Origin of the sequence: Pantoea sp. UBA5923, assembly GCF_002431095.1 — a bacterium.
GTDB lineage: Bacteria > Pseudomonadota > Gammaproteobacteria > Enterobacterales > Enterobacteriaceae > Pantoea > Pantoea piersonii.
On record NZ_DJDN01000078.1, the window covers coordinates 49175 to 76000 of the forward strand.

Here is a 26826-nt window from a genome sequence, read left to right on the forward strand (position 1 = left end):
AAGCAAGCTAACTTTCTATTTTGCTTTAAGCCGGAAAGCCTCGCCGCCGGGTTTAGCTAATCCCATGCGCCGTTGTGTATCAGCGGCGGCTCTGGTGACATCGCCAAAGGTATCTACCAACACAGCGGGGCGCACTCGCTTTGCCAGGCATTCATTGCGCCGGTTCCTGAGCCACTCTCTGCCGGCTTCTGAGTCGCAATTGTCGAACACCTCCAGCCAGCGAGAGGCTGCTCTGCGAAACAGCCCCTTTGATTCCAGTTCCTCCGCCATTTTGTCATTCACCATCATCGGCAACCTTGAGTTTATTCAGCGCCTCAGTAGCTTTCTGCTGCTGTTCGGTTGTCACTTCACCCTCTGGCTGGCCTGCGATGTTATAGCGCGCTCCACCAGCGGCCAGCGCCGCCTGATAGCGCCAGTTACGGGTATAACGCGCCAGCGCATTTTTAATCTGACCTTCGCCAAAGGTTTCGCCACGGTCTTTCAAGCTCTGGCTCATATCTTCCAGAATGCCCACCTTCAACGGCTTTGGCTCGGTGAGGTTTATTACTGCGGGGAACAGGCCGGACAGCTTCTCCAGGCGGCGGTGATTGCGCTTAGCGGCTGCGCTCTGCTTTCTGGTTGCGCCTGCTGGCTTTTGTGCGGATTTTCCGCTGCTGTTGGCCTCTGGTGCGGGTTGCTTTGATTGCTGCTCTGGCTTGCCATAAAGCCCTTTAGGCTTACGTTTGATGCTCAGTGTTGTCATGGTCTGTCTCTTCGAATCGGTATTCAGGGCGAAGAATTGTTGATTTGTTGGTTCAAAACAGCCGTTTGTTGGTTCAGTGTTGGTTCAGTTTCTGTATTAAAATCCTTATAAATCATTACTCTATACAAATTGAACCAACTGAACCAACTGAACCAACACTATTTCTCTCACATGTGAGAGTTATTCTTCGGCTGATTCATCCTCTGGCCGGTACTGGATCACATAGACGTTGTACTGACGCTTGTTAATCCTTGGCGACTTCCTCTGGTAGCCCCTGCCGCTGGCCGGCGGTGTCAGCATCCCGCTTTCCACCAGCACCCGGGCGAACTGTTTGGGGTTGAATCCGCTGGCGATCTCCTGCTCAAACGTAGACGGGAAGGTGTAGAAAACAATCGGGTCATCGTCATGACTGCCGCTGGCGCGATAACCTGCCATATCCCGGATAGGAAGCGACTGAGGGTCGTATGGGAATGGTGCAAACCGGCTATATCCGTTGGCGTTCAGAAACGCTTCGCATTGGGCTATGATCTGCTGATGTTCTTTGTTGCCGGTACCAAACTCTCGTACCCAGGCGTTATAGCTGTGTTGAACGGCGTCACGGCATGTTTGCTCATCCCAGCCGGTAATTACCCGTCCAAGCAGGAGGGCGGCCTCCAGAATGGCAAAGCGAGCGCCTACACGATGAACCTGCTCGCCATATTCTGCAGGTATCAGACTGCGCCAGCGTGCTTCCGTCTCTCTGACAGCCTCTGCGGCCTGCTGCTGGTTGCTGGCTAACCATGTGATCCACTCACGACCCGCTGCGCCGTGGTGACTCTGATACGCATCTTTGAGGGCATCGGCATGCTGTTTGCCGTTCGCGTGCTGGTGGAAGCGCACAGCCTTACTCAGTGGGATATTCAACAGCCTGACCAGCTGCCCGGCCTTGGCCTTTCTTCCCGCCTGAGCGATGAAGGTTTCTAAATCCATTTCGCCGGTACTGATCGCCACGGTGCGCCAGCGTTTCAGGTCACGATTGCCGCCTTCTTTGGCTCCCTGCAGTTTTCCCACGCCGTTAAAGAGCGCATAGGCTGACTGCGAGACGCTAACTGGATCAGCGCCTTGCCCCACCTCATCCAGTGGCATCAGCGCATCGTTGTGAGCGGCTGCTTCGTTAGCCAATCCCAGCGCGGTTCCGTACCACGTCAGGCGCAACTGGTCAGGATTACCATAGAGGCTGCTGGCAACGTTCGCGGTTGTGGTCTTGCCGGCGCTTGATTGCTCATAGAAGTGAATGCCAAAGCCATCAGTGCCAGCCAGGCCAATCAGAGGGGCAGCCAGCGCAGCAGCTATACCTGTCATCATTGAGTAGTTTCCGGCTGCCAGCGCTCCAACATTGTTACGCCAGCTCTCGGCGCTTCCCCTGCAGGTGTAACCGGCAGCGGCTGAACTGCGGCCGTTAAACAGCACCGGCTTGTCAGGTGTGCCGATGATCTCCCCGTCTGGCATGATATACGCGCCGCATTGCCACCCTGTAGCGTGCGCCACTCTCCATACCTCTCGTGACCCGTTCCGCTGTAGCCAGTCCGCCAAAATCGCTCTCAGGCCGCTTTTGGTCGTGACATTCACGCCTCCAGCTTTGAGTGTTCTCCATCCTTCACGTTCCCCAATATCGGCCAGCGGGATCGCCTGTGTGGTTTCGCTATCTGAACCCCATGCCCGCCAGCGCAGAATCAGAAACTGGTCTTTATCGTCGCGCCCGGTGCCGATAACCTGCAGGGGCGAACACAGCCAGCTTTCACGGTTGATGATTTCCCCGGTATGCTTATCAGTGTTTGGCTCAACCCAATACACGCCATCCTGACGGCTTTCAATTCGTGGCTTGAGTAAATCGGGATCGGATGCTGCTGTTTTACCTCCCTCAATGACTTCCAACTGAGCGCCCATGCTTTCCCCTTGCGGTTGGTACAGTGAATCGTTAAACGCTGCTGTGGCAGCTTCCAGCCCGTTCTGCTGGCGGTAATCATCCCAGTCTGCTTTGTAGCGGGTTGGTGGCAATGAAACGGCCCCGTTCACGGCTTCAGCGGCCTTTTCAGCGAATACCCTGCCGCTGTTTACCTTCGGCTTACCGCTGTCATCCAGTTCGCCCGGTTCATGCCAGTCGTTATCACCGGCGATGATGATTGCCGCGTTCGGATACAGGCGGCGCATAGTCTCTGCGACGGTCGGAATATTACCGGCATCAAGCGCCACCACCGTCAGCGCGTCAGGGCGTATCAGGTGAGCGGTGAGGGTTGTTGCTAGCCCTTCACCAATGATGATTTCCTCCACTTCCTGCGGCTGGTTAACGATGTGCCACGCTCCGCGCTTGGCTGAGCCATAGAGCACTTTCTTTTCCCCCTGCGGCGTGATGGTCTGTGCTGCGGACACACCGCCGGATTCGTCCACCAGCGGCAGCAAAATTGCTCCATCGGGCAAGCAAGGCAGCGTGAAACCGTTTAGCCCTCTGGCAATCAGATATTCGCTTTCGCCTGACGTGGTTTGCGCTGAGAGCCTCTGATAGTGGCTCACAAAGCTCTCACGGCGCTGTTCTGCCTCGGCAGCTTCCTTCTGCTGGCGCTGCTGCTCATGCTGGTGGCGCTGTTCATCAAGCTGCTGCCGTCTCTGGCTGGCTGCTTTCTGGTCAATTTCCGTTACCCGGTAATCAATACCCAGCACATCAGCCGCCATGCGGGCGGCCTCGGTGGTACCGCACTGATTAACCTTCTGGATGAGGTCTAAGCCATCACCCGCGCCGCACTGGTTGCAGAAGAAGCTGCCTCGCCCTTTGTCATCGAAGCGGAAGCGATCTTTACCGCCACAGGCCGGGCATGGCGCGTGCTGGCGGGGTGAGCGCGGCACATCGATGCCCAGCTGACTAAGCACCATTGGCCAGCGGTTAGCCGCGGCGCTGGTGGCCTCCCGGATCAGGTCGTAATTACGCATGGAAGCTCACCTCAGCTTTTGAAAGAGAGGCGCTCATGTCGTTAACCATGCTCTGCCAGACACTTTCCCCTCGCTCGCTCAGTCCGCTGCCCTCCATGCAGAGAGTCAGCAGATTGACAGCCAGTGCTTCCCAGCGCGGATATTCCTGCTTCATTGCCTCCAGCAGATAACTGTCCACCAGCAACCTGATGCCGGCTGAACCATCCACAATGGCAACCTCAATCCTTTGTCCGCTGATGTCCATCGGAAACCAGTCGCCCCCGTTCAGTTGCCTGACATGGTTATAAATGGCCACTGAATACTGGTTGGCCAGCGCATTAACCCGGAAGTTTTTAGTAATTAGCGTCATGGTTCCCCCTTTAGTGCGCTGTCGGTGCGGCAGGAATGCCTTCAGTATTCAGAAGCTCGATAAAGCCATCATGAAGCATGGCCATGCCGTCACGCCCCCACGCGGAGAGAGTCATGCCGCCGTCTGCAGACGGTTCCAGCATTGACTGATAAAGCATGAGAGCTTTCTGGTACGGGTCATCATGTGTAAAGTCTTTCAGCATCAGCTCCTCAACGTTGAGCGCCAGTGAAAATCGCTCTGTTGCCGGGTAAACCACAATGCCGCCATGCTCACCCATGTAACGCACCGCATGAGTCGTTGTGCCGTCATTCTGGCTGACCGCCACTGTGCCGTTTGCCTTCATCTGCTCGACGATAAACACGCCAGCCACCATCCAGCGCCATACGCTGACTTGCTGCTCTAAGTCAGGCTTGAACCAGCCGTTAATTTCAGCCAGGGATAGCTCAGCAATCACGCCAAAACCCTCTGAGAGCGACTTATCAAAGCGTCCTTCATCCAGTTGGCGAATAACTGAAGAGTAACCAATTACCCTGTTGCCAAAGCGCACCCCATCAGGGGTGGCTTCTGCTGAGAAAGAGCCGGATTTCTCCGGCATTTTTGGGAATTTGAGAACGTTTTTCATGATTTGATCTGCGCTCCCTTTCCGCGTGATTTCAGCTCAGCATCAACTGCTGCCTCAAGTGCCTGGATAGTGTCGTGAACAGTGCCGTGCGCCAGATTGATGAGCCAGGTGTAATCCTCGTTAATGTCTGTGCCTGGCATTGTCTCAAGCAGGATTGACAGAACGGCGCGTGCCTTTTTCAGATTGGCGGCCTGTGAGTCAATTTCAGCGAATGAAATAGCCATCAAATAACACCCCCATAAGCAAACTGGCTAGAAAGTCTGGTGATACGCATGCCGGCACGATCGGTGGTTGAACACAGCTCAGCAAACGGTGTGGCGATGCGCACTGCGGCTTTTGGATCGTGCTCCATAAGTGCTGCGTGGACGCTGCCGTTATAAATTTCAGCCAGCTGATGCGCGTACTTATCAGCGTTATGAATGTCGATAGACACTGAGTTAAGAGGCGATTGCTGCTGAGTAAGCACGGCAACCGGCTGCGGGCGCAGGATTGATACTGAGGTGTTGACGTGTTTCATGCTTTTGCCCCCAGTGCCTGATGTTCTTTAATGGCATCGCACTCTTCGAAGCGGGTGAGGTTGTGGATGCCATCCACAAGCAGGTACATCTCATGGCGCTGCTTCTCATCCGAAATCTGTGGAATCACCTCGGTCAGCAGGTGGAGCAAGCCAGCCTGAGCGCGCAGTAGTCGATCACGAGAGATATTTTCGGGTGTGTTTGGTGTCGGGGCGTTCTCATTGCCGATGATGGCCTGCGTACGTTTGAAATCAGCAGCGTGGGATTTGATGTTGTCGTTATGCATGGGATACCTCCTGAACGGGCAGGCGTGCGGCTAATGACAGGATGAAGTGAGGCGCCAGAACGCGACGGGCTTCTTTCTCGCTAGTGGCTTCAACGGATACGCGGCAAGGTTTAGCCAGCATGTCAGCGCGTGACAGGGCCAGAAAGCGAAACTGAAATTTGGGTGTGGCTTGGGTGAGGGTAGTAGCCATGATGGCAGCCTCCGATAACTGGTATTTGATACCACCACCGAAGAGACCAATCTTGCTGGTGGTGGACTGAGCGGAGTTGGTCTTACCGGCGTTATCGGAAACCGGCGCTTCCGAAGAAGCCACCACCCAGCCCACCATTACTTTGTAAGCGGCACGGATTATAACCGCATCGCTGAAAAAAGGGTGAGACAGATTGAAGACACAAAAAAAGACGCTAGGCGCGTCATGTGTCGCCGATAACATATCCGGGAGACCAATCCCGGCACTGGATTTTGCCAGTGCAAGGTGAGGATAGTCCGAAGATTGCAAAGAGGGCAAGCTGTTTTTTAAGTGTTTGTGACGGGCGCTACCGATAGTGTAAGACACTGCCTTACGCATCATCGCCTTAGCCACTGTCAGGCACAAAGCCAAACTTTTGGCTGAGTGGATGTCAGGTTTTGTGAGGTTCTCTGGACTAGCATTCATTAACAGGCCAGCCAGCGGGAAGCCCTTACTCTGGACGGCAATCATGGCTTCGCCTCCGTGAATTCACGCATAAAGCGCTCTACAGGCTGTGTGCAGGGCGATGAATAACCATCCCGGAAGAACGTCACGCGATTAAATTGCACGCTGTGTACTGTGACCATCGCGCCGCTGGCGTCCTGATATCGCTGCTGTGGTTCTGGCTGTCTGGTGGGCTTAGTCATTAGTGAACCTCCGGCAACTGAGGCTGATACTTCAGCCAAAGAGCGACCTCTTCCGCAGCAAGGCTGGCTTTCTCCCCTTTGCACGCCTGCAGATCTTTACCGCGCTTGCTGGCCTTCTTGTCATAGGCAGCCTGGCGCTTGCTGTGATCATTAAGGAAGGCGAACGGCACGCCGTATGAGCCGGTTTTGCGGATTGATGGGATGACTTCGCGGAATACCCAGTTGCTGAAACGGTGGGCGAATGTGCCGGGCGTGGTGGCCTTGCGGCTGCGGGCGATCAGTTTGTAGAAACCGGATTCACCAACTGTGCGCATAAGCTGTTGGCCTCCGGGGGTGGGTGTTAAACACTCCCCCTTCTCATCGTGTTCTAATCGACGCAATGCGACTTTGTGATCGGAAATCTCCAGCGCCTCACAAATATCTTTGGCGATAAACCAAGGCTCACCGCAGACGCTGACGATTCGCACCGACTTCCCCTCAAATTTAATCACCGAAATATTATCTTCATCAGCGGCGAAAATAGCGTTGATGCTGGGGGTAGGCTGAGGGGCGGCCTCAGAATTTAATCTGCTTTTTTCAGTTTTCATTTGTCAGGCTCCGTTAAGCGGCGTTGAACGCATCCGGGTAGAGGGAAAGAATGTCGTTAATCTCATGCTGAGACAGGCCGATATAGCCACCAGCAGCGGCATTGCTATTAACCAGTTGAATCACTCGCATCACGTCAGCGCGGCAGGTGATCCGGTAACGGAAGTGGCTACCGATGCCATCACCATTGGGCTCGTCAATGCGCTCCAGGCGAATATCAAGCCTTCTTTCCAACTCTGTCGCGTAATTACGGGCGCTGGACAATCGGCAGTAGCGGAGGATCTCGTTCTCAGTGAAACCATTAACGCCGGTTCGCATCATGTAGACGCGAGCGCGGTGTTTCTTTGGGGTTGGCTTAATCACTGCGGCAGGCGTAATATCAGAGGCGTCGACTCCCTGATTAGCCGCCTGTAATGGGCGGTTTTTCATTTCCATCAGGCCACCTCACCACGAGATTCGGCGATGCGCTGATTAATCCAATCATCAACTTCACTTTCAACGAAAGCGATAGCGCGTGAACCAATTTTTACGGATTGAGGAAAGCGGCTTTCTTTAAGCAGACGATAAATCCACGCCTTGCTGTAGCCAGTACGGCGCTGAACTTCTGATAAGCGAATTAGTGATTGAGACATATTTACCTCGTAACGTCTATTGCGGTTAACGAGATAATTGCACTAAAAAAGCGGGCAATATAGATGGGTATTATTTTGTCGTGTACCCACCATTAGCTAGAGATAAAAGAATAAAGGGGACTACCGTTTCTGAAGCTAACGGCGACAGAAATGGACTGAAATTTTGCGCTAATCAGATGGGTAACCACCCTTTACATAGTAACAGCGCCACCATTTATCACTTTGATTTCTTTGATCTTCTTCCAATGCCTTGTAGGTGAGAAGGACGCAACACAAGGTTAACAGCATCTGCCATATTTTTACCTGCCCCTCTTTCGGTGAGGTAATCAATTACTTCAGTTTTTGTGGGGGCTGTCTGAGGGTTATCTTCGTCATAAGTAGACCAAAGTTCTTTTATTGCGTCTTGAACAAATTCTAAGCCTTCGCTGTGATGATTATATTGTGGAAGCATCAAGACCTTTTGCTTTTCTTCTTCTGGCTGAACATCAATTACTACTTCTACCGAATTGCTTTGCCAACCATTTCGTGACCATGATGGAAGGCTATGTGTTTTTGCTACTGGCTTTCTGGCTATATCAACCTTTTCCGCCCTAACCCATGCGAATAATGAGTCGCGCGTAACTATAGTCTTTTCTTTACTTAATTCATGCCCTCTTTCAGTTGGTTTCACCTGATAATATTCATCGGGGCTATTCCATTCCTCATAGCGCCGAATCGCAATACATTCTACGGGAGTTAATACACCCCTGCGTATAGCACTAAGCATGCCATCTGAAAGACCCCAAGCAAGTTTCCATCTTGAATGGCTCTCATTTCTGACTTCTATCAAGTTGCGTTCATAAGGATCTATACCAGCACATAATAGTGCGGCTTGCTCAATGCTAAATTCTTGAACCGTTCGCCAGTGGGTCAGATCAGGCAGATTATCGTATACAGGCATGTACAACCCCCGAGTCACATAGTGTCTATAACAGTCTACTGTGGTGTACTGAGACTGTCTATCCGTACAGTCATGCGCGTTTTCCGAACGACCCGTGAACCACGTTTTCGTTACTCTCCAACGCATCCATATAGTCGGCATACCATTGAAGCATTTCTCTGCGTCCGTCTAAATATTGGGCGTGGTTGTAGGTGCCACGAATACTGTTCTTATCTGCGTGAGCCAACTGCGTTTCAATCCATGCAGTGTTATAGCCCTGCTCATGTAAAATGGTGCTCATAGTGTGTCTGAAGCCGTGACCAGTAGCTTTACCGTCATAACCGATTCGTTTGATAACCTGATTGATACTGGCCTCGCTCATCGTCTTCCCTGCATCGTTGCGCCCGGGGAACACATAGCGCCCTCTTCCCGTCAGCTGGTGGATTTCTTCAAGGAGAGATTTAGCCTGGATGGAAAGCGGCACTACATGAGGGCGGCGCATCTTCATCCGTTCTGCAGGTATCTGCCAGATGCCTTTCTCAAAATCGAATTCAGCCCATTCAGCGGCGCGTAATTCAATCGTGCGTGTGCCAGTAAGCATCAATAGCCGGGTGGCATTTTGTGTAACCTTGCTGCCAGTGTATTCACTAAGTGCGCGAAGGAATCCGCCAATCTGTTCGGTGAGAAGATGAGGGAAATGCTTTTGCTTTGGCGCTTTTAGTGCGCCGGCGAGATCGGTAACAGGGTTATGCTCTGCCCTGCCGGTGATGACGGCGTAGGTAAAAATCTGACGGCAAGCCTGACGTGTTTTCTTCAGTTTATCCAGAACGCCGCGCTGCTCCATCTTTCTGAGCACCAGCAGCATCTCTGCCGCTTTGATTTCTGCGATGGCACGTTTACCAATAAACGGGAACACATCTTTTTGCAGGTACTCCAGGATGTCACTGGCATAGCCCTGTGACCAGTTAGGGCGCTTATGCTCATGCCATTCAATCGCCAGTGCTTCGAAGCTGTTACTGACCGCCAGAATCTTAGCCTGCTTTTCCGTCTGTTTAACCTCACCCGGATCACCACCAGCAGCTAAAGTGCGTTTTGCTTCATCACGCTTCGCCCTGGCATCGGCGAGAGAGACATCAGGATATACCCCCAGCGCTAGCAGCTTTTCTTTTCCCGCAACACGGTACTTTAAGCGCCAGTATCGTGAGCCATTGGTGTTAACGAGAAGGTAAAGACCGCCGCCGTCAGAGAGCTTGTAGGCTTTATCTTTGGCCTTTGAAGTGTCCACTGTGCGGGCATTAAGTTTCAATTTGGGGGTATCTCATTTCATTGAACAGAACTATACCCCCAAATGTACCCCCACATGATTGTTGATTTCAATAGATGATAGTAGACGTTGAGATAACGAGATTCGCGGGAAAGTGCTTACTGACTGGGGTTTTGTGGACTTTAGTAGACGACAGGAGAAGTGAAAATGGCACGCCCTACAGGATTCGAACCTGTGACCTACGGCTTAGAAGGCCGGTGCTCTATCCAGCTGAGCTAAGGGCGCACGGGGATGGCGAGGATTATACGGCGAGACCTCAACGAGTCAACGCTTTTGGCCGTACGTGCGATGCGTATGCCGAAGAATCAGACAACCGACGACGATTCAGAACCTGACAGCGCGTCACGCTTCTGACAGAATAGGCGCCTTTCCCCGATTTAACACAACACAGTGGATTTCCTCTCTGATGGCAGCAAAAATTATTGACGGTAAAACGATTGCGCAGCAGGTGCGTCTTGAGGTTGCGGAAAAAGTAAAGCAGCGTCTGGCGGCCGGTAAACGCGCGCCGGGTCTGGCGGTCGTTCTGGTGGGTGAAAACCCCGCTTCGCAGATTTATGTCGGCAGCAAACGCCGCGCCTGCGAAGAGGTCGGCTTCGTGTCTCGCTCTTACGATCTGCCTGCAACCACCAGCGAAGCTGAGCTGCTACAGCTGATTGACGATCTCAATAATGATCACGAGATTGACGGCATTCTGGTGCAGCTGCCGCTGCCGGCTGGCATCGACAATGTTAAGGTGCTGGAACGTATTACGCCGGACAAAGATGTCGACGGTTTCCATCCCTACAACGTTGGCCGTCTCTGCCAGCGCGCGCCCACGCTGCGCCCGTGTACGCCGCGCGGCATCGTAACGCTGCTGGAGCGCTACAATATCGACACCTACGGCCTGAACGCTGTGGTAGTCGGCGCATCCAACATTGTGGGCCGTCCAATGAGCATGGAGCTGCTGCTGGCGGGCTGTACCACCACCGTCACGCATCGTTTCACCAAAGATCTGCGTCACCACGTCGAGCACGCCGATCTGCTGGTGGTCGCGGTCGGCAAACCAGGCTTTATTCCGGGCGACTGGATCAAGCCGGGCGCGGTAGTGATCGATGTCGGCATTAACCGACTGGAAAGCGGCAAAGTAGTAGGTGACGTTGATTTCGACACAGCCTCTGAGCGCGCTTCTTATATCACCCCGGTGCCGGGCGGCGTAGGGCCGATGACCGTCGCCACGCTGATCGAAAACACGCTGCACGCGTGCGAAACTTATCACGATAAAGAGGAAGCATAATGGCGAGCTTTGCACTGGGTAAACACCCACACGTCGACCTGTGCGATCTGCTGAAGCTGGAAGGCTGGGTAGAGAGCGGCGCGCAGGCGAAAATCGTTATCGCCGACGGCGAAGTGACCGTTGACGGCGCGGTAGAAACCCGTAAGCGTTGCAAAATCGTTGCCGGACAAACCGTCGAGTTCGCCGGACAGCGTATTACCGTTACCGCATAAACCGTGGCGTCCTGCGGGACGCCCCCGTTACCTACTCCTCCGCAATCCGCGTTTCGCCCTCTACCTGCTCCAGCCGAATATGATTCACCGGCGCGTGCTGCGCAATCAGGTGCGCCAGACGCGGCGAATGGCTGGTGATCCAGAGCTGACAAAACTGGCTCGCTTCGGCAATCAGATGCGCCAGCGCCGGCAGCAAATCCTCATGCAGGCTGTTCTCCGGTTCGTTAAGCGCCATAAACTGCGGCGGCCTTGGGCTGAGCAGCGCCACCACCAGACAGAGAAAACGCAGCGTACCGTCTGAAAACTCCACGCTGTCGAGCGGACGCAACACGCCGCGCCGCGACATCTGCATCTGAAAGCGGCCGTTCTGTACATCAACATGAAACTCGCTGTCGGGAAACGCCTGCGCGGTCACCGCATAGAGCAGCTCATGATGGCCGCGCTCCACGATGGTCGCCCAGGCAGCGGCAAGATTGCTGCCGTCATGCGCCAGCACCGGCGAGCGGACGCCGGTCTGCGGCACGCGGATCGGCGATCCCGGCCAGACGGCAAACTCGTGGTAGAAGCGCCACTGTCGCAGCCTTTCACGCAGCTGCGACAGTTCAGGATAGCGGTGCGGCTCGCCCAGCTGGCCGAACAGCGACTCTTCAGGATGCAGCGTCGCCGGATAGGCCACGCGTTCCCCCTCAACGTTATGCAGAAACGCCGTCTGGTTCTGCCGCTGCATAATGCAGGAGGCGGGTCGCCGCCGCTGGCCGCTCAGCCAGATGCGCTCCTCTTTAACCAGCGGGTCGAGGTTAAAGAGCGAGGTCGCCAGCGGCTCCGGAAAACCGATATCAAGCTGATAGTCGAGATCGTCCATCTGCGCCGCCAGCGTCAGCCGTTTTGGGTCGTGGCGGCGATCGCCGCGACGCAGGCCGCCCGCCCACATGACTTTCTGAATGCCGCCCTCTTCCGCCAGCGCCGCCGCAAGCCGTCCGCTGGCGGCGTCGTGCAGCAGCTTAACCGCTTTGTAGAGGTTCGATTTGCCGCAGCCGTTTGGGCCGCTAATGACGTTAAGCTGCTGTAGCGACAGCGTAAGCTGGCGCACCGAGCGAAAACCGCGAATTTCAATCTTTTCAACAGGCATAAGTTAAAGAGGTTATCCGCTATGGCATAAAAAAGGGCGCCTGCGCGCCCTTTTGATTTTACTTACGACGCCAGGTAGAACCTTGCGGCCCGTCTTCCACAATCACGCCCAGCTCGTTCAGCTTGTCGCGCGCGATATCAGCCTGCGCCCAGTTTTTCTCTTTACGCGCGTCGGCACGCGCCTGCACCCAGTGCTCGATTTCAGCCACTTCGTCGGCGTTGCTCTGCGCGCCGCTCTGCAGGAACTGCTCAGGATCCTGTTGCAGAATGCCCAGCACGTTGGCGATCTCGCGCAGCTTCGCCGCCAGGGCGTTAGCCGCATCGGCGTTTTCGCTTTTCAGGCGATTAACCTCGCGCGCCATATCGAACAGCACAGAGTAGGCTTCCGGCGTATTGAAGTCATCGTCCATCGCTGCGCGGAAGCGTGCGTCAAACGCTTCGCCGCCCGCCGCCGCAGCGTTGCGGTCGGTGTGGCGCAGCGCAGTGTAAAGACGCTCCAGCGCCGCACGCGCCTGGTTCAGGTTCTCTTCACCATAGTTGAGCTGGCTACGGTAGTGGCCCGACATCAGGAAGTAGCGTACCGTCTCGGCGTCGTAGTGCTTCAGCACGTCGCGTACGGTGAAAAAGTTGCCGAGGGATTTCGACATCTTCTCGCGATCCACCATCACCATACCGGAGTGCATCCAGTAGTTAACGTAAGGGCCGTCGTGGGCGCAGGTAGACTGCGCGATCTCATTCTCATGATGCGGGAACATCAGATCCGAGCCGCCGCCGTGAATATCGAAGTGCGCGCCAAGCTGTTTGCAGTTCATCGCCGAGCATTCAATATGCCAGCCCGGACGGCCGTTACCCCATGGCGAAGGCCAGGCGGGCTCGTCCGCTTTCGACATTTTCCACAGCACGAAGTCCATCGGGTTGCGCTTCACTTCGGCCACTTCCACGCGCGCGCCAGCCTGCAGCTGCTCCAGATCCTGACGCGACAGCACGCCGTAGCTGTCATCGCTCGGCACGTCGAACATCACGTCGCCGTTGTCAGCGACATAGGCGTGGCCGCGTGCGATCAAACGCTCTACCAGTTCGATAATCTCAGGAATATGGCGCGTGGCGCGCGGCTCCAGATCCGGCGGCAGAATGCCAAGCGCGGCGAAATCTTTATGCATCTCGCCAATCATGCGGTTGGTCAGAGTCTCGATGCTCTCGCCGTTCTCATTGGCGCGCTTGATGATTTTGTCATCGATATCGGTGATGTTGCGCACGTAGTTCAGACGATAGCCGCTGTAGCGCAGGTAGCGGGACACCACGTCGAAGGCCACGAAAGTGCGCCCATGGCCAATATGACAGAGGTCGTACACCGTGATACCGCACACGTACATGCCGATTTCGCCAGCATGAATAGGTTTAAATTCCTCTTTTTGTCGACTCAGGGTGTTATAAATCTTTAGCATTGAACAGTTCCGTTTAGACGAGTGCGGTAAACACTTTTATCAGGTTATTCAGTTATTGTGCCGTATTTTTCGCGCTTGCGCGACGGCAGCGTGCCAACAGCGCCGCGGGCGTGCTGACGCGCCATTGGAATTTATGATATAAGAAGCGTCGACTAAAATGGCCAGCGCGCTTTTGGCGGCCAGACGACTGACGACAACCTTTACAGGACGAGAATGATGGTTACCTTCCAGACCAACCACGGCGACATCGTAATTAAAACCTTCGACGATAAAGCGCCTGCTACCGTGCAAAACTTCCTCGAATACTGCCGTGAAGGTTTTTATGACAACACCATTTTCCACCGTGTTATCAATGGCTTTATGATCCAGGGCGGCGGCTTCGAGCCGGGCATGAAGCAGAAAGAGACCAAAGCTGAAATTCGCAACGAAGCGAACAACGGCCTGAAAAACACCCGCGGCACCCTGGCGATGGCGCGTACTTCCGCTCCGCACTCCGCTACTGCGCAGTTCTTTATCAACGTAGCCGACAACGACTTCCTGAACTTCCGTGACGAAAGCCTGCAGGGCTGGGGTTACTGCGTGTTCGCTGAAGTCGTAGAAGGTATGGACGTAGTCGATAAAATCAAAGCGGTCTCTACCGGCCGTAGCGGCATGCACCAGGACGTACCGAAAGATGACGTTGTCATCCAGAAAGTAACCGTCAGCGAGTAATGTCGCGCACCCTGTTTATCGCAGATTTGCATCTGTGTCAGGAAGAACCGGCGATCACCGCCGGTTTTCTGCGTTTTCTGGCGCGTGAAGCACCGCGCTGCGACGCGCTCTATATCCTTGGCGATCTCTTTGAAGCCTGGATTGGCGATGACGATCCTGACCCGCTGCACCAGCAGGTCGCCGACGCGCTGCGCGCGCTGCCGGTACCGGTTTACTTTATCCATGGCAACCGCGACTTTCTGCTCGGCAAGGCTTACGGCCGCGCCAGCGGCATGACGCTTCTGCCGGAAGAACAGGTGCTGGAGTGCTACGGCCATCGCGTGCTGATCCTGCACGGCGATACCCTCTGTACCGACGACGCAGGCTATCAGCGTTTTCGCGCCAAAGTGCATCAGCGCTGGCTGCAACGCCTTTTTCTCGCCCTGCCCCTGTTTATTCGCCAGCGCATCGCCACACACATGCGCGACGGCAGCAAACAGGCGAACCAGCATAAGTCGCTCGCCATTATGGACGTCAACGCCGGGGCGGTTGAAGAGACGATGCTGCGCCAGCAGGTGAGCATTATGATCCACGGTCATACCCATCGTCCGGCTATCCACCGCTTCGTTTTAGAGGGCGCGCCTGCCGAACGTGCCGTATTAGGCGCATGGCATGAGCGCGGCTCGATGATCCAGCTCGACGCCAGCGGCATCCGCCTTATCGAATTCGACTTTTAAAACGCCGCTAAACGTGCCGGAATCACGGCGACGCAACCGTTTTCCTTGCGCCTTTCTCATGCTATTCTCTGTGCCCTTCTTTACCTGCCCGACCGGCCAGGTTCGTTTGTTTATTCACAGGAGTTGACCGCATGTCATCCAACGCCGCCCCGGCCCGCATTGCTATTGTAATGGGCTCCAGAAGTGACTGGTCCACTATGCAGTTCGCTGCGGAAATCCTCACCAGCCTGGACGTGCCCTTCCACGTTGAAGTGGTCTCCGCGCACCGCACGCCGGACAAACTGTTCAGCTTCGCCGAAACCGCCGCCGATAACGGCTTTCAGGTGATTATCGCGGGCGCGGGCGGCGCGGCGCATCTGCCGGGCATGCTGGCGGCGAAAACACTGGTGCCGGTGCTGGGCGTGCCGGTGCAGAGCGCGGCGCTGAGCGGCGTCGACAGCCTCTACTCTATCGTCCAGATGCCGCGCGGCATTCCGGTCGGCACCTTAGCCATCGGCAAAGCGGGCGCAGCTAACGCCGGTCTGCTGGCGGCGCAGATTCTGGCGCTTCACGATGAGGCGCTGGCCGCGCGGCTCGGCGAATGGCGCCAGGCGCAGACCGATGAGGTGCTGAATAACCCGGACCCGCGGGAGGATGCATGAAGCCAGTTTGCGTACTGGGCAACGGCCAGCTGGGCCGCATGCTGCGCCAGGCGGGCGAGCCGCTGGGCATCGCCGTCTATCCGGTCGGCCTTGACGCCGAACCTGACGCGCTGCCGATTGCGCAGAGCGTGATCACCGCCGAGATCGAGCGCTGGCCGGAAACTGCGCTGACGCGCGAGCTGGCGGACCACCCCGCCTTTGTGAACCGCGATATTTTTCCGCGTCTGGCGGATCGCCTGACGCAAAAACAGCTGCTCGACCAGCTTAACCTCGCTACTGCGCCCTGGCAGCTGCTGGCGGAGAAGAGCGAGTGGCCGCAGGTATTCGCCTCGCTGGGCGAGCTGGCGATCGTCAAGCGCCGCACCGGCGGCTATGACGGGCGTGGTCAGTGGCGTTTGCGCGCAGATGAAACCGATGCGCTGCCGGACGAATGCTACGGCGAGTGCATCGTCGAGCAAGGCATCAATTTTTCAGGCGAGGTGTCGCTGGTCGGCGCGCGCGGTCAGGATGGCCGTACGGTGTTTTATCCGTTGACCCACAACCTGCACCAGGAGGGCATTCTGCGCACCAGCGTCGCCTTCCCGCAGGCAGACCCCACACAGCAGGCACAGGCCGAAGCGATGCTCAGTGCAATTATGCATGAGCTGAACTATGTCGGCGTGATGGCGATGGAGTGCTTCGTCACGCCGGAAGGCCTGCTGATCAACGAGCTGGCGCCGCGCGTGCACAACAGCGGGCACTGGACGCAAAACGGCGCCTCCATCAGCCAGTTCGAGCTGCATCTGCGCGCCGTACTGGGTCTGGCGCTGCCGCAGCCGGTGGTGTTCGCGCCGTCGGTAATGGTGAATCTCATCGGTACGGCGCTAAACCGCGACTGGCTACAGCAGCCGCTGGTGCATCTGCACTGGTATGACAAAGAGGTGCGTCCGGGCCGCAAGGTCGGCCATCTGAACCTGACCGACAGCGATAGCGCGCGGCTGACGGCGGCGCTAAAGGCGCTGGTGCCAATGCTACCGTCGGAGTACGCCAGCGGCATCGCCTGGGCGGTGGAAAAGTTCTGACGGTGGGCCTGCCCCGCTGAGGCTGTGAGTGGGCTGCCCGTGTGGGCAATATCGTCCGCTCGCCAAGAGACAAAAAGCCCTGCCAGCCCACGCCGATACGCACCTTATCCCTGAGGTGCGTATGTAAAGGGGCCAGTGCGCCTCGCTGCGCCAAACGTCCCAGACGTTTTTACGCTGGATGCGGCCTGTCTCAGCCAGCGCAAACTGTCAGGCTGAATCAAAGCGCCGGAACAGCGCCTTGCCGCGCAGCAGCCGCACGCCCAGCCAGCCGCCGCACAGCGACAGCAGCAGCGCGCCGCTGAGCGGCAACGCCAGCCACAGCGTCCAGTCTGGCTGCCACGGGAAATCAAAAATCTTACGCTGCAGCGCCCAGAGCGCCGCCTCCGCGCCCAGCGCCGCCGCCACGCCGGACACCACGCCCAGCAGCGCGAACTCGCACCACAGCGTCGCGCGCAGCAGCTTCTTGCTGGCGCCCAGCGTGCGACAAACCACCAGCTCCTGACGCCGCTGCCGCATCCCCACCTGAATCTGCGCCAGCAGCAGCAGCACGCCGCAGAACGTTACCAGCACCACCATAATCTCCAGCGCCTGGCTCACCTGAGTCAGCACCTGGCCGATCTGCCGCATAATGCTGCCGATATCCAGCAGGCTCAGCGTCGGAAACGCCCGGTTAAGCTGCGCCAGCAGAGCCGGATCGCTATCCAGCCTGAAGCTGGTCAGCCAGGTCTGCGGCTGCGCATCCAGCGCGCCGGGCGGGAAGATAAAGAAAAAGTTAGGCCGCAGGCTCTCCCAGTCGACTTTGCGCAGGCTGGTGATTTTCGCGCTGAACGCCTGGGTATCGCCGGTGAAGGTCAGCGTATCGCCCAGCGTCACTCCCAGCCGGTCCGCCAGTTCCTTCTCCATCGACACCTCGCCCGGCTTCGGCGGCCAGCGGCCCGCCACCAGCGGATTATGCTCAGGCCGCTCATTCATCCACGTCAGATTCAGTTCGCGGTTCAGGGCGTTATCCAGCTTCGGATCGGCCTCTTTACCGTTCAGGCTGGTCAGGCGCACCCGCGCAACAGGATAGAAGGTTTCCGGCTTCACCTGATGCGAAGCGAGGAAAGCGCGCACCTGAGGCACCTGATCCTGCGTCATATTGAGCAGAAAATAGTTCGGGCTGTCCGGCGGCAACTGTTGCTGCCAGCGGTCCAGCAGATCGCCGCGCATCACCAGCAGCAGCGCCAGCAGCATAAAAGAGAGCGAAAACGCCGCCAGCTGGCTCAGCGTCATGCCCGGCTGACGCAGCAGCCGGTTAATCGCCAGCCGCAGCGCCAGGCTGCGCACCACCAGCCGCCGCAGCAGCAACAGCGCGCCCCAGCCCAGCAGCGCCAGCACAGCCGCCAGCGCCACCACGCCCGCCAGCAGCGCCCACAGCATCTTGCTGCCGCCCACCAGCAACGCCAGCAGCGCAACCACAACCACGCCCATCGCCGGGATATAGCGCTTCAGCGGCCAGATATCAGCGACCGCGTCGCGTCGCAGCACGCGCAGCGGCTGGGTCGCCAGCAGCAGTCGATAGGGACGCAGGCCCACCAGCAGCGAAATCACAAACAGGGAACCGATCGCCCAGAGCCACGGCCAGCCGCTGGCGGGCGGCAGGGCTGCAGGCAGCACCGGCTTCAGCATCTGCATCAGCAGCGCCTCGACGCCCAGGCCGAGCACCCCGCCGCACATAGCCGCCAGCAGCAGCACCGCCAGCCACTGCCCGACGATCAGCCGCCGCAGCGCGCGGCGCGTCGCGCCCAGGGTTTTTAACACCGCCACCAGATCGTAACGGCTGCGGCAGTAGTGGCTCATCGCCACCGCGACGGCGGCGATCGCCAGCATCAGCGTCAGCAAAGCGGAGAGCAGTAAAAACTGCTGGGCGCGCTGCATCGAACGGCCGAGCGCATCTTCGGAATTCTCAACGCTGATCCAGCGCTGATCCGCTTTCAGCTGCGGCTGGATCCAACTGTCGTAGCGCGCCAGCTGCCGGGGTTCGCCGGCAAACTTATAGCGCCAGGTCAGGCGGCTGCCGGGCTGAATCGCGCCGGTCTTTTGCGCGTCGGCGAGATTGATTAGCAGGCGCGGCGCCATCTGGAAAGGGTTAAAACCGCCGTCCGGCTCCTGGATCACTTCGCCCGCGATGCGCAGGCTGGCGTCGCCGACATCCAGCCTGTCGCCCACCTTCAGGTTGAGCAGCGCCATCAGACGCGGCGCGGCCAGCGCAGTGCCGGGCGCAGGTTTCAGGCCTGGCGGATCGGTCTGCAAATCGCCGAACATCGGATAGCGATTATCCACCGCTTTGACCGCCGCCAGCTGCGGCGACTCACCGGCGAACGTCATGGTCATAAAGCTGAGCTGCCCGCTGACGGCTAACCCCTCTTCCCGCGCCTTCGCCAGCCAGGCGTCAGGAATGGGCGAGCTGCTGCGCAGCGTGCGGTCGCCCGCCATAAAGTCACGGCTCTGCTGGCTTAGCCCTTTCTCCATGCGATCGCCGATCGCGCCAAGCGCCAGCACGCAGGCCACCGCCAGGGTCAGCGCCATCCAGACGATCAGCAGCGAGGGCGAGCGCCACTCGCGCCAGAACCAGCGCCAGATCATCGCTCCTCCCACACTTTGCCGTCGCGCAGCCGCAGACGACGATCGCAGCGCGCCGCCAGCTGTTCGTCATGCGTCACCAGAATCAGCGTGGTGGCGTAGTCGCGGTTGAGCGAAAAAAGCAGATCGGCGATGCGATCGCCGGTCTTACGATCGAGATTGCCGGTGGGCTCATCGGCGAACAGCAGGCCGGGACGGCCGTTAAAGGCGCGCGCCAGCGCCACGCGCTGCTGCTCGCCACCGGAGAGCTGCGCAGGCAGGTGCGTCAGACGTTCGGCCAGCCCCAGCTGGGTTAACAGTTCGCGCGCCTGCTCGCGGCTCTGGCGGTCGCTCTCGCCGCGCAGCAGCGCGGGCAGCTGCACGTTCTCCAGCGCATTGAGCGTCGGCACCAGCATAAAAGACTGAAAGACAAAGCCGACCTGCGTCGCCCGTAATGCGGCGCGCTGCTCTTCATCCAGCTGATGCAAGGGTTGTCCCAGCAGGTTGACCTCGCCGCTGCTGCCGTCGTCGAGACCTGCCAGAATACCCAGCAGCGTCGACTTGCCGGAGCCGGACTCGCCGATCAGCGCGATGGTCTCGGCCCGTTTGACAATGAAGTCAACTCCGGTAAGGATGATCAACTGGTGTTCACCCTGACCGACGGACTTTGTAAGATGATGAACTTTAAGAATGTTTTCCGCTGGCATTATCCTTTCCTGTTTTTCGTGCTTCTGCTGGCATCGCATTTCGCCGCTGCGAACACCTTACTGGTTTTAGGCGACAGCCTGAGCGCCGGTTACCGTATGTCGGCCAGCGCGGCCTGGCCAAGCCTGCTGAACAACCGCTGGCAGCAGCCCAGCGTAGTCAACGCCAGCATCAGCGGCGACACCGCCGCGCAGGGTCTGGCGCGCTTACCGGCGTTATTAAAACAGCATCAGCCGCAGTGGGTGTTAATCGAACTGGGCGGTAATGACGGACTGCGCGGCTTTCCACCGCAGGCTATCGAGCAGGATCTGCGTAAAATCATCGACGACGTGAAGGCGGCGAACGCCAGGCCGCTGCTGATGCAAATTCGTCTGCCCGCGAACTACGGGCGGCGTTATACGGAAGCGTTCAGCGGGATCTATCCCAGACTGGCACAGCAGTACAACATCCCTCTGGTGCCCTTTTTTATGGAGCAGGTCTACCTGAAGCCTGAATGGATGCAGCAGGACGGCATTCATCCGAACCCCGATGCGCAGCCCTTTATCGCCGAGCTGATGGCGAAAGAACTGGCCCCTTTAGTTAAGCATGAGTAATCTGCGGCGACGCGCTTTTTATGGGTAAAGATATGCAAAAAACCGTTGTAATTACCGGCTGTTCCAGCGGTATCGGTCGCGTCGCGGCGCAGGATCTGCAGGCGCGCGGCTACCGCGTGATCGCCGCCTGCCGCAAGCCGGAGGATGTGAATCAGATGCGCGCGCTCGGTTTTATCGCCGTCGCGCTGGATCTCGACGATGCACAGAGTATCGATCGCGCGGCTGATGAAATCCTGGCGCTGACGGACCATCGGCTGTTTGCGCTGTTCAACAACGGCGGTTTCGGCCTTTACGGGCCGTTGCGCACGCTGTCGCGCCAGCAGCTGGAGCAGCAGTTCTCCACCAACTTTTTCGGCACCCATCAGCTGACAATGCGGCTGCTGCCCGCGCTGGAGGCGAGCGGTGACGCCCGCATCGTCAACACCAGCTCCGTACTGGGGCTCATCTCAACTCCTGGCCGTGGTGCCTACGCCGCCAGTAAATATGCGCTGGAGGCCTGGAGCGACGCGCTGCGCCTTGAGGTACGCCGCAGCGGCGTGCGCGTCAGTTTGATCGAGCCAGGCCCTGTGCAGACCCGCTTTACCGACAACGTGACCCAGGGCGAGCCGGGCAAACCGGTGCGCAATCCTGGCATCGCCGCGCGCTTCACCCTGCCGCCGGAAGCGATTCTGCCTAAGCTACGCCACGCGCTGGAAAGCCCGCGGCCGCGGCTGCGCTATCCGGTGACGCTGGTCGCACATGCGATGAGCATCCTGAAACGGCTGTTGCCAGGCTGGATGCTGGATCGCATTTTAAGCAGCCGCTGAGAATTCATCTTGAAGCGTGGGCGTCCGGCCCCATATTCTTTATACACTTTCTGCCAAGAGACTTAGTCATGTCACCACAAGCTTCGATTATCGACGTCAACGAATCCAACCTGCACCAGACGCTGGAACACTCCATGCAGATCCCGGTGCTGTTCTATTTCTGGTCGGATCGCAGCCAACATTGCCAGCAGCTGACGCCCCTGCTGGAACGCCTGGCGCAGGAGTACGCCGGTCAGTTTATTCTGGCGAAGCTCGACTGCGACAAAGAACAAATGGTGGCCTCGCAGTTTGGCCTGCGCTCTATTCCGACGGTCTATCTGTTCCAGAACGGCCAGCCGGTCGATGGCTTCCAGGGCCCGCAGCCGGAAGAAGCTATCCGCGCGCTGCTGGAGAAAGTATTGCCGCGCGAAGAGGAACTCAAAGCGCAGCAGGCGCTGGCGCTGATGAATGAAGGCAAGCCGCTGGAGGCGTTGCCGCTGCTGAAAGAGGCCTGGCAGCTTAGCCGTCAGGCGAGCGAAATCGGTTTTCTGCTGGCGGAAGTCCTGATTAGCCTGAACCGCAGCGACGAAGCTGAAGAGGTGCTGGCGAAGGTGCCGTTGCAGGATCAGGATACGCGCTATCAGAGCCTGATGGCGCAGATCGATCTGCTGAAGCAGGCGGCGGATACGCCGGAAATCCAGCAGCTGCAGTCGCAGCTGGAGAGCGACCCGACCAATGCGGAACTGGCTGCTAAGCTCTCGTTACAGCTGCATCAGGTAGGACGCAACGAAGAGGCGCTGGAGCTGCTGCTCGGTTTTCTGAAGCGCGATCTGAATGCGGCTGACGGACAGGTGCGTAAAATGCTGCAGGAGATCCTGGCGGCGCTGGGCACGGGCGACGCGCTCGCTGCCCGCTATCGCCGTCAGCTCTACTCGCTGCTCTACTGATTCGGCACCGCTGTATCCGGGCCGAAGCGACTCGGCCCGTAAATTAACAACCGGGAGGTTATATGTTGACAGTGATTCCTGCGCTAATCGTACTGGCGCTTGTAACGGTTTGGGCGGGCGTAAAAATCGTGCCGCAGGGCTATCAGTGGACCGTTGAGCGCTTTGGGCGCTACACCCGCACGCTGCAGCCCGGTTTGAGTCTGGTGGTGCCGTTTATGGATCGTATTGGTCGCAAGATCAATATGATGGAACGCGTGCTGGATATCCCCTCGCAGGAAGTCATCTCCAAAGATAACGCCAACGTCACTATTGACGCCGTCTGCTTTATTCAGGCGGTTGACCCAGCGCGCGCGGCCTATGAAGTCAGCAACCTTGAGCTGGCGATCATCAATCTCACCATGACTAATATCCGTACCGTCCTCGGCGGCATGGAACTGGATGAGATGCTCTCGCAGCGCGATAACATCAATACGCGTTTGCTGCATATCGTCGACGAAGCGACCAACCCCTGGGGCGTGAAAATTACCCGTATTGAAATTCGCGACGTGCGTCCGCCGCAGGAGCTGATTGCCGCCATGAACGCGCAGATGAAGGCAGAGCGTACCAAACGCGCCGACATCCTTGCGGCGGAAGGCGTGCGTCAGGCGGCGATTCTGCGCGCCGAAGGCGACAAGCAGTCGCGCATTCTGAAAGCCGAAGGCGAGCGAACCTCAGCGTTCCTGCAGGCGGAGGCGCGCGAGCGCCAGGCCGAAGCCGAAGCGCGCGCCACCAAAATGGTATCCGAAGCTATCGCGGCGGGCGATATCCAGGCGGTGAACTATTTTGTAGCGCAGAAATATACCGACGCGCTGCAGAAAATCGGTGAAGCCAGTAACAGCAAGGTGGTTATGATGCCGCTGGACGCCAGCAGCCTGCTGGGATCCGTGGCAGGCATCAGTGAGCTGCTGAAAGGCGCGTCTTCTGAGTCGAAACGCTAATGCTACTGGAAATCATCACCCACCCGCACTGGTTCTGGCTGACGCTTGGCGGCCTGCTGCTGGCGGCGGAAATGCTCGGCACCAGCGGCTATCTGCTGTGGAGCGGCATCGCGGCGGTGCTGGTGGGCCTTGTAGAGTGGCTGGCTCCCTTTAGCTGGACGGCGCAGGGCACGCTGTTCGCGCTGCTGACCTTAGTCTGCGTTTATCTCTGGTATCGCTGGATGCGCCATCGCGAGCGCCATCAGCAGCCCAACTCTCTTAACCAGCGCGGCAACCAGCTGATCGGCACGCATCTGACGCTGGATGCGCCGCTGATTAACGGCATCGGCCATGTAAAGCTGGGCGACAGCAGCTGGCGCGTGCAGGCCGACCAGGATCTGCCTGCTGGCACTCAGGTTATCGTTACGGGCGTCGAGGGCATTACGCTGCACATCGCGCCGCGTTAATCGGACTGGCCCGGCGTATGGCCACAGCATCCCGCCAGGTTGTTGATGATTGGACACTCTGCGCTCTCATCGCCTGGGCAGGCGTCGGCCAGCGCCAGCAGCCGCATGCGCATCGCCTGTAGCTCTTCAATATGCGTGGCGATCTCCGCCGCTTTTTGCAGGGTGCGCGCTTTGACGTCGGCGCTGTGGCGCGCCGGATCGTTGAACAGCGTAACCAGCTCGCGGCATTCATCAAGCGTAAAGCCCACCTGTCGCGCCTGACGCAGTAGGTTCAGCTCCTCAAGATGATGAGCGCTGTAGCGACGGTAGCCATTGTCGCTGCGCAGCGGCGGCGTCACCACGCCCTTCTCTTCATAGAAACGGATCGCTTTGCTGGTTAACCCGGTTTTTTTCGCCACATCGCTGATATTCACTCTGCTCTCTCCTTAAAAACCGATCGCGGCTATTGCCTGTAAAAATAGTTTGACCTTCCCCTTGATGGAAGGTTTAGCCTGTATAACGAGTGATAAAAAGCTCGCATTGTTAACTGCGACACAACAGGAGCCCACTATGTCTCACACTATCTCGCTGGCGCTGGAAGGCCTTTCCTGCGGCCACTGCGTCAAACGCGTTAAAGAAGCGCTCGAGCAGCGCGACGATGTCGAACAGGCCAGCGTCACGCAGCAGGAAGCGCAGGTGATCGGCAGCGCCGACGCCGCGTCACTGATCGCCACCGTGGAAGAAGCGGGCTATCACGCCACGCTGAACGGCGACAGCCACCCAAAGCCTGAGCCGTTGACAGCTTCAGAGCCGCCGCCGGAGGCGCTGACAACGGTGGCGGAAACCCAACCGGCACAAGAGAGTGAAAGCGCGCAGTTCCTGCTGATCGAGGGCATGAGCTGCGCCAGCTGCGTCAGCCGGGTGGAAAAGGCGCTGGAAAAAGTGCCCGGCGTTACCCAGGCGCGGGTAAACCTTGGCGAACGCAGCGCGCTGGTCATCGGCGATGCCCCTGCGCAGCAGCTGGTCGAGGCGGTCGACGCGGCGGGCTACCAGGCTCAGGTGGTGCAGGATGAACAGGAGCGACGCGATAAACAGCAAAGCAGCGCGCGTCACGCGATGCGCCGTTTTAGCTGGCAGGCGGCGCTGGCGCTGGCTTTCGGCGCGCCCCTGATGATCTGGGGCATGATCGGCGACAATATGATGCTCAGCGACGCTAACCGCAGCCTCTGGCTCGCTATCGGCAGCGTGACGCTGTTGATCATGGTGGTCGCTGGCGGTCACTTCTATCGCAGCGCGTGGCGCAGCCTGCGCAACGGCAGCGCCACGATGGACACGCTGGTCGCGCTCGGTACCGCCGCCGCGTGGATCTACTCTTTCAGCGTCGCGCTCTGGCCTGACTTTTTCCCGATGCAGGCGCGCCATCTCTATTTTGAAGCCAGCGTGATGATTATCGGCCTGATTAATCTCGGCCATGCGCTGGAGCAGCGCGCGCGCCAGCGCTCCTCTAAAGCGCTTGAGCGCCTGCTCGATTTGACGCCCGCCCAGGCGCGCCTTGTCAGTGAACAGGGGGAAATGCTGGTGCCGCTCAGCGCGGTGCAGCCGGGTATGAAGTTGCGCCTGACCACGGGCGATCGCGTGCCGGTAGATGGCGAAATTGAAGAGGGCGAAGCCTGGCTGGATGAGGCGATGCTGACCGGCGAAGCGGTGCCCCAGGGCAAAGGCGCAGGCGACAAGGTATTTGCCGGGACGCTGGTGCAGGATGGCGCGGTGCGCTTTGTGGCGCGCGCTACCGGCCAGCACACCGCGCTGTCGCGTATTATTCATCTGGTGCGCCAGGCGCAGAGCAGCAAGCCTGACGTGGGCCGCCTCGCCGACCGTATTTCGGCGGTATTTGTGCCGGTGGTGGTGGCCATCGCCCTGATCAGCGCCGCGATCTGGTATTTCTTCGGCCCGCAGCCGCAGATCGCCTATACGCTGGTGATCGCTACCACGGTGCTGATTATCGCCTGTCCCTGCGCGCTGGGCCTGGCGACGCCGATGTCGATTATCGCGGGCGTCGGACGCGCTGCTGAACTGGGCGTGCTGGTGCGCGACGCCGACGCTCTGCAGCGCGCCAGCCGTATCGATACGCTGGTGTTTGATAAAACCGGTACGCTGACGGCAGGAACACCGCAGCTCGATGAAGTGCTGACGTGGAACGGCTGGTCGCGTGATGCCGTATTGCAGGTGGCCGCCGCGCTGGAGAAAAACGCCAGCCATCCGCTGGCGCAGGCGATTGTCGCGGCGACCGACGCGACGGCCAATGTTGAGATTGCGCAATTTCGTACAATACGCGGCAAAGGCGTCAGCGGCATACTCGACGGCAGAACGCTGCTGCTGGGTAATGCGGCGCTAATGCAGGATAACCATATCGCTCTGCAACAGGCACAGCCGGATATCGAGCGGCTTTCGCGTCAGGGCGCAACGCCGGTGCTGCTGGCGCAGAACGGTGAGCTTGTCGGTCTGATTGCGCTGCGCGACCAGCTGCGTCCCGAGAGCAAAGCGGCGCTACAGCGGCTGCATCAGGCGGGCTACCGGCTGATGATGCTGACCGGCGACAGAGAAGAGACGGCACGCGCTATCGCTCAGGAAGCAGGCATCGACGAGGTAATCGCTGGCGTACTGCCGGAAGCGAAAGCGCAGACCATCGCCGCGCTGCAGCAGCAGGGCCGTCGCGTTGCTATGGTTGGCGACGGCATCAACGACGCGCCGGCGCTGGCGCAGGCGGATGTCGGTATCGCCATGGGCAGCGG

At 58.3% G+C, this 26826-nt stretch carries 32 protein-coding genes and 1 tRNA gene; 12 read left to right on the forward strand and 21 right to left on the reverse strand.

Annotated features, from left to right (window positions below):
- Positions 1-15: 15 nt before the first annotated feature.
- From B3797_RS17495 to B3797_RS17570, 16 genes are all read right to left on the reverse strand, one after another.
- Positions 16-288 carry a PerC family transcriptional regulator gene (locus B3797_RS17495; protein WP_311791739.1) on the reverse strand — a complete coding sequence of 91 codons (273 nt, stop codon included), beginning with the start codon at positions 286-288 and terminating at the stop codon, positions 16-18.
- Entirely contained in the window at positions 275-742 is a 468-nt protein-coding gene (locus B3797_RS17500; RefSeq protein WP_311791740.1) for a ProQ/FinO family protein, read from the reverse strand. The genes B3797_RS17495 and B3797_RS17500 overlap by 14 nt, the downstream gene beginning before the upstream one ends.
- A 180-nt stretch (positions 743-922) precedes the next feature.
- Positions 923-3706, reverse strand: a complete 2784-nt coding sequence (locus B3797_RS17505; RefSeq protein WP_311791741.1) for a DUF927 domain-containing protein — start codon at positions 3704-3706, stop codon at positions 923-925.
- Complete coding sequence (locus B3797_RS17510; RefSeq protein WP_311791742.1) at positions 3699-4055, reverse strand: hypothetical protein; 357 nt, start codon at positions 4053-4055, stop codon at positions 3699-3701. The genes B3797_RS17505 and B3797_RS17510 overlap by 8 nt, the downstream gene beginning before the upstream one ends.
- Positions 4056-4065: 10 nt before the next feature.
- Positions 4066-4677 (reverse strand): hypothetical protein, encoded by a 612-nt coding sequence (locus B3797_RS17515; protein ID WP_311791743.1) that lies wholly within the window; start codon positions 4675-4677, stop codon positions 4066-4068.
- On the reverse strand, positions 4674-4901 hold the full coding sequence (locus B3797_RS17520) for a hypothetical protein (RefSeq protein WP_311791744.1): 228 nt from the start codon (positions 4899-4901) through the stop codon (positions 4674-4676). Before B3797_RS17520 ends, B3797_RS17515 begins: the two co-directional genes overlap by 4 nt.
- A complete protein-coding gene (locus B3797_RS17525) occupies positions 4901-5194 on the reverse strand; it encodes a hypothetical protein (RefSeq protein WP_311791745.1) in 294 nt (97 codons plus the stop codon). The genes B3797_RS17520 and B3797_RS17525 overlap by 1 nt, the downstream gene beginning before the upstream one ends.
- Positions 5191-5478, reverse strand: a complete 288-nt coding sequence (locus tag B3797_RS17530; RefSeq protein ID WP_311791746.1) for a transcriptional regulator — start codon at positions 5476-5478, stop codon at positions 5191-5193. The genes B3797_RS17525 and B3797_RS17530 overlap by 4 nt, the downstream gene beginning before the upstream one ends.
- On the reverse strand, positions 5471-6178 hold the full coding sequence (locus tag B3797_RS17535; RefSeq protein WP_311791747.1) for a host cell division inhibitor Icd-like protein: 708 nt from the start codon (positions 6176-6178) through the stop codon (positions 5471-5473). Before B3797_RS17535 ends, B3797_RS17530 begins: the two co-directional genes overlap by 8 nt.
- Positions 6175-6354 carry a DUF4222 domain-containing protein gene (locus tag B3797_RS17540; RefSeq protein ID WP_311791748.1) on the reverse strand — a complete coding sequence of 60 codons (180 nt, stop codon included), beginning with the start codon at positions 6352-6354 and terminating at the stop codon, positions 6175-6177. The genes B3797_RS17535 and B3797_RS17540 overlap by 4 nt, the downstream gene beginning before the upstream one ends.
- Complete coding sequence (locus B3797_RS17545; RefSeq protein ID WP_311791749.1) at positions 6354-6941, reverse strand: BRO-N domain-containing protein; 588 nt, start codon at positions 6939-6941, stop codon at positions 6354-6356. Before B3797_RS17545 ends, B3797_RS17540 begins: the two co-directional genes overlap by 1 nt.
- Before the next feature lie 13 nt (positions 6942-6954).
- Positions 6955-7374: a hypothetical protein gene (locus tag B3797_RS17550; protein WP_311791750.1), complete on the reverse strand. Its 420-nt coding sequence runs from the start codon at positions 7372-7374 to the stop codon at positions 6955-6957.
- Complete coding sequence (locus tag B3797_RS17555; protein WP_239952730.1) at positions 7374-7571, reverse strand: helix-turn-helix transcriptional regulator; 198 nt, start codon at positions 7569-7571, stop codon at positions 7374-7376. Before B3797_RS17555 ends, B3797_RS17550 begins: the two co-directional genes overlap by 1 nt.
- Before the next feature lie 217 nt (positions 7572-7788).
- Positions 7789-8511 (reverse strand): hypothetical protein, encoded by a 723-nt coding sequence (locus B3797_RS17560; RefSeq protein WP_311791751.1) that lies wholly within the window; start codon positions 8509-8511, stop codon positions 7789-7791.
- 70 nt (positions 8512-8581) lie between these two features.
- Entirely contained in the window at positions 8582-9796 is a 1215-nt protein-coding gene (locus B3797_RS17565) for a tyrosine-type recombinase/integrase (protein ID WP_311791752.1), read from the reverse strand.
- Between the two features lie 166 nt (positions 9797-9962).
- Positions 9963-10039, reverse strand: a tRNA-Arg gene (locus B3797_RS17570).
- 181 nt (positions 10040-10220) lie between these two features.
- Between B3797_RS17570 and folD the strand changes: the two genes are divergently transcribed.
- On the forward strand, positions 10221-11087 hold the full coding sequence (folD, locus tag B3797_RS17575; protein ID WP_311782043.1) for a bifunctional methylenetetrahydrofolate dehydrogenase/methenyltetrahydrofolate cyclohydrolase FolD: 867 nt from the start codon (positions 10221-10223) through the stop codon (positions 11085-11087).
- Complete coding sequence (gene ybcJ, locus B3797_RS17580) at positions 11087-11299, forward strand: ribosome-associated protein YbcJ (RefSeq protein WP_120451347.1); 213 nt, start codon at positions 11087-11089, stop codon at positions 11297-11299. Before folD ends, ybcJ begins: the two co-directional genes overlap by 1 nt.
- Before the next feature lie 31 nt (positions 11300-11330).
- On the opposite strand, the gene B3797_RS17585 is transcribed toward ybcJ, so the two are convergent.
- Positions 11331-12428 (reverse strand): AAA family ATPase, encoded by a 1098-nt coding sequence (locus B3797_RS17585; protein WP_311791753.1) that lies wholly within the window; start codon positions 12426-12428, stop codon positions 11331-11333.
- A gap of 58 nt (positions 12429-12486) precedes the next feature.
- Positions 12487-13872: a cysteine--tRNA ligase gene (cysS, locus tag B3797_RS17590; RefSeq protein ID WP_311782046.1), complete on the reverse strand. Its 1386-nt coding sequence runs from the start codon at positions 13870-13872 to the stop codon at positions 12487-12489.
- Between the two features lie 216 nt (positions 13873-14088).
- On the opposite strand from cysS, the gene ppiB reads away from it, so the two are divergent.
- The 4 genes from ppiB to purK all read left to right on the forward strand — a co-directional run bounded on the left by ppiB (position 14089) and on the right by purK (position 17001).
- Complete coding sequence (gene ppiB / locus B3797_RS17595; RefSeq protein ID WP_033752889.1) at positions 14089-14583, forward strand: peptidylprolyl isomerase B; 495 nt, start codon at positions 14089-14091, stop codon at positions 14581-14583.
- Positions 14583-15299, forward strand: coding sequence for a UDP-2,3-diacylglucosamine diphosphatase (gene lpxH / locus B3797_RS17600; protein ID WP_311791754.1), 717 nt, complete (start codon positions 14583-14585; stop codon positions 15297-15299). The genes ppiB and lpxH overlap by 1 nt, the downstream gene beginning before the upstream one ends.
- A 131-nt stretch (positions 15300-15430) precedes the next feature.
- Positions 15431-15940: a 5-(carboxyamino)imidazole ribonucleotide mutase gene (purE, locus tag B3797_RS17605; protein ID WP_311791755.1), complete on the forward strand. Its 510-nt coding sequence runs from the start codon at positions 15431-15433 to the stop codon at positions 15938-15940.
- Complete coding sequence (gene purK, locus B3797_RS17610) at positions 15937-17001, forward strand: 5-(carboxyamino)imidazole ribonucleotide synthase (protein ID WP_311791756.1); 1065 nt, start codon at positions 15937-15939, stop codon at positions 16999-17001. Before purE ends, purK begins: the two co-directional genes overlap by 4 nt.
- Positions 17002-17208: 207 nt before the next feature.
- Here purK and ybbP read toward each other — a convergent pair whose 3' ends face one another.
- A complete protein-coding gene (gene ybbP, locus B3797_RS17615; RefSeq protein WP_311791757.1) occupies positions 17209-19626 on the reverse strand; it encodes a putative ABC transporter permease subunit YbbP in 2418 nt (805 codons plus the stop codon).
- Entirely contained in the window at positions 19623-20309 is a 687-nt protein-coding gene (gene ybbA, locus B3797_RS17620; protein WP_311791758.1) for a putative ABC transporter ATP-binding protein YbbA, read from the reverse strand. Before ybbA ends, ybbP begins: the two co-directional genes overlap by 4 nt.
- Here ybbA and tesA point away from each other — a divergent pair.
- From tesA to B3797_RS17645, 5 genes are all read left to right on the forward strand, one after another.
- Positions 20277-20900: a multifunctional acyl-CoA thioesterase I/protease I/lysophospholipase L1 gene (gene tesA, locus B3797_RS17625; protein WP_311791759.1), complete on the forward strand. Its 624-nt coding sequence runs from the start codon at positions 20277-20279 to the stop codon at positions 20898-20900. The two genes, ybbA and tesA, sit on opposite strands and share 33 nt — an antisense overlap.
- Before the next feature lie 32 nt (positions 20901-20932).
- On the forward strand, positions 20933-21706 hold the full coding sequence (locus B3797_RS17630) for an SDR family oxidoreductase (protein WP_311791760.1): 774 nt from the start codon (positions 20933-20935) through the stop codon (positions 21704-21706).
- Between the two features lie 68 nt (positions 21707-21774).
- Positions 21775-22632, forward strand: a complete 858-nt coding sequence (locus tag B3797_RS17635; protein ID WP_311782053.1) for a co-chaperone YbbN — start codon at positions 21775-21777, stop codon at positions 22630-22632.
- A 62-nt stretch (positions 22633-22694) separates the two neighbouring features.
- Complete coding sequence (locus B3797_RS17640; protein ID WP_033788846.1) at positions 22695-23609, forward strand: SPFH domain-containing protein; 915 nt, start codon at positions 22695-22697, stop codon at positions 23607-23609.
- The gene (locus B3797_RS17645; RefSeq protein WP_311791761.1) at positions 23609-24055 is read left to right on the forward strand and encodes an NfeD family protein; all 447 of its coding nucleotides are present in this window, start codon (positions 23609-23611) and stop codon (positions 24053-24055) included. Before B3797_RS17640 ends, B3797_RS17645 begins: the two co-directional genes overlap by 1 nt.
- On the opposite strand, the gene cueR is transcribed toward B3797_RS17645, so the two are convergent.
- The gene (gene cueR, locus B3797_RS17650) at positions 24052-24468 is read right to left on the reverse strand and encodes a Cu(I)-responsive transcriptional regulator (RefSeq protein WP_311791762.1); all 417 of its coding nucleotides are present in this window, start codon (positions 24466-24468) and stop codon (positions 24052-24054) included. The two genes, B3797_RS17645 and cueR, sit on opposite strands and share 4 nt — an antisense overlap.
- A gap of 136 nt (positions 24469-24604) precedes the next feature.
- On the opposite strand from cueR, the gene B3797_RS17655 reads away from it, so the two are divergent.
- Positions 24605-26826: heavy metal translocating P-type ATPase (locus tag B3797_RS17655; protein ID WP_311791763.1), on the forward strand; the 2222-nt coding region annotated here is incomplete at its 3' end.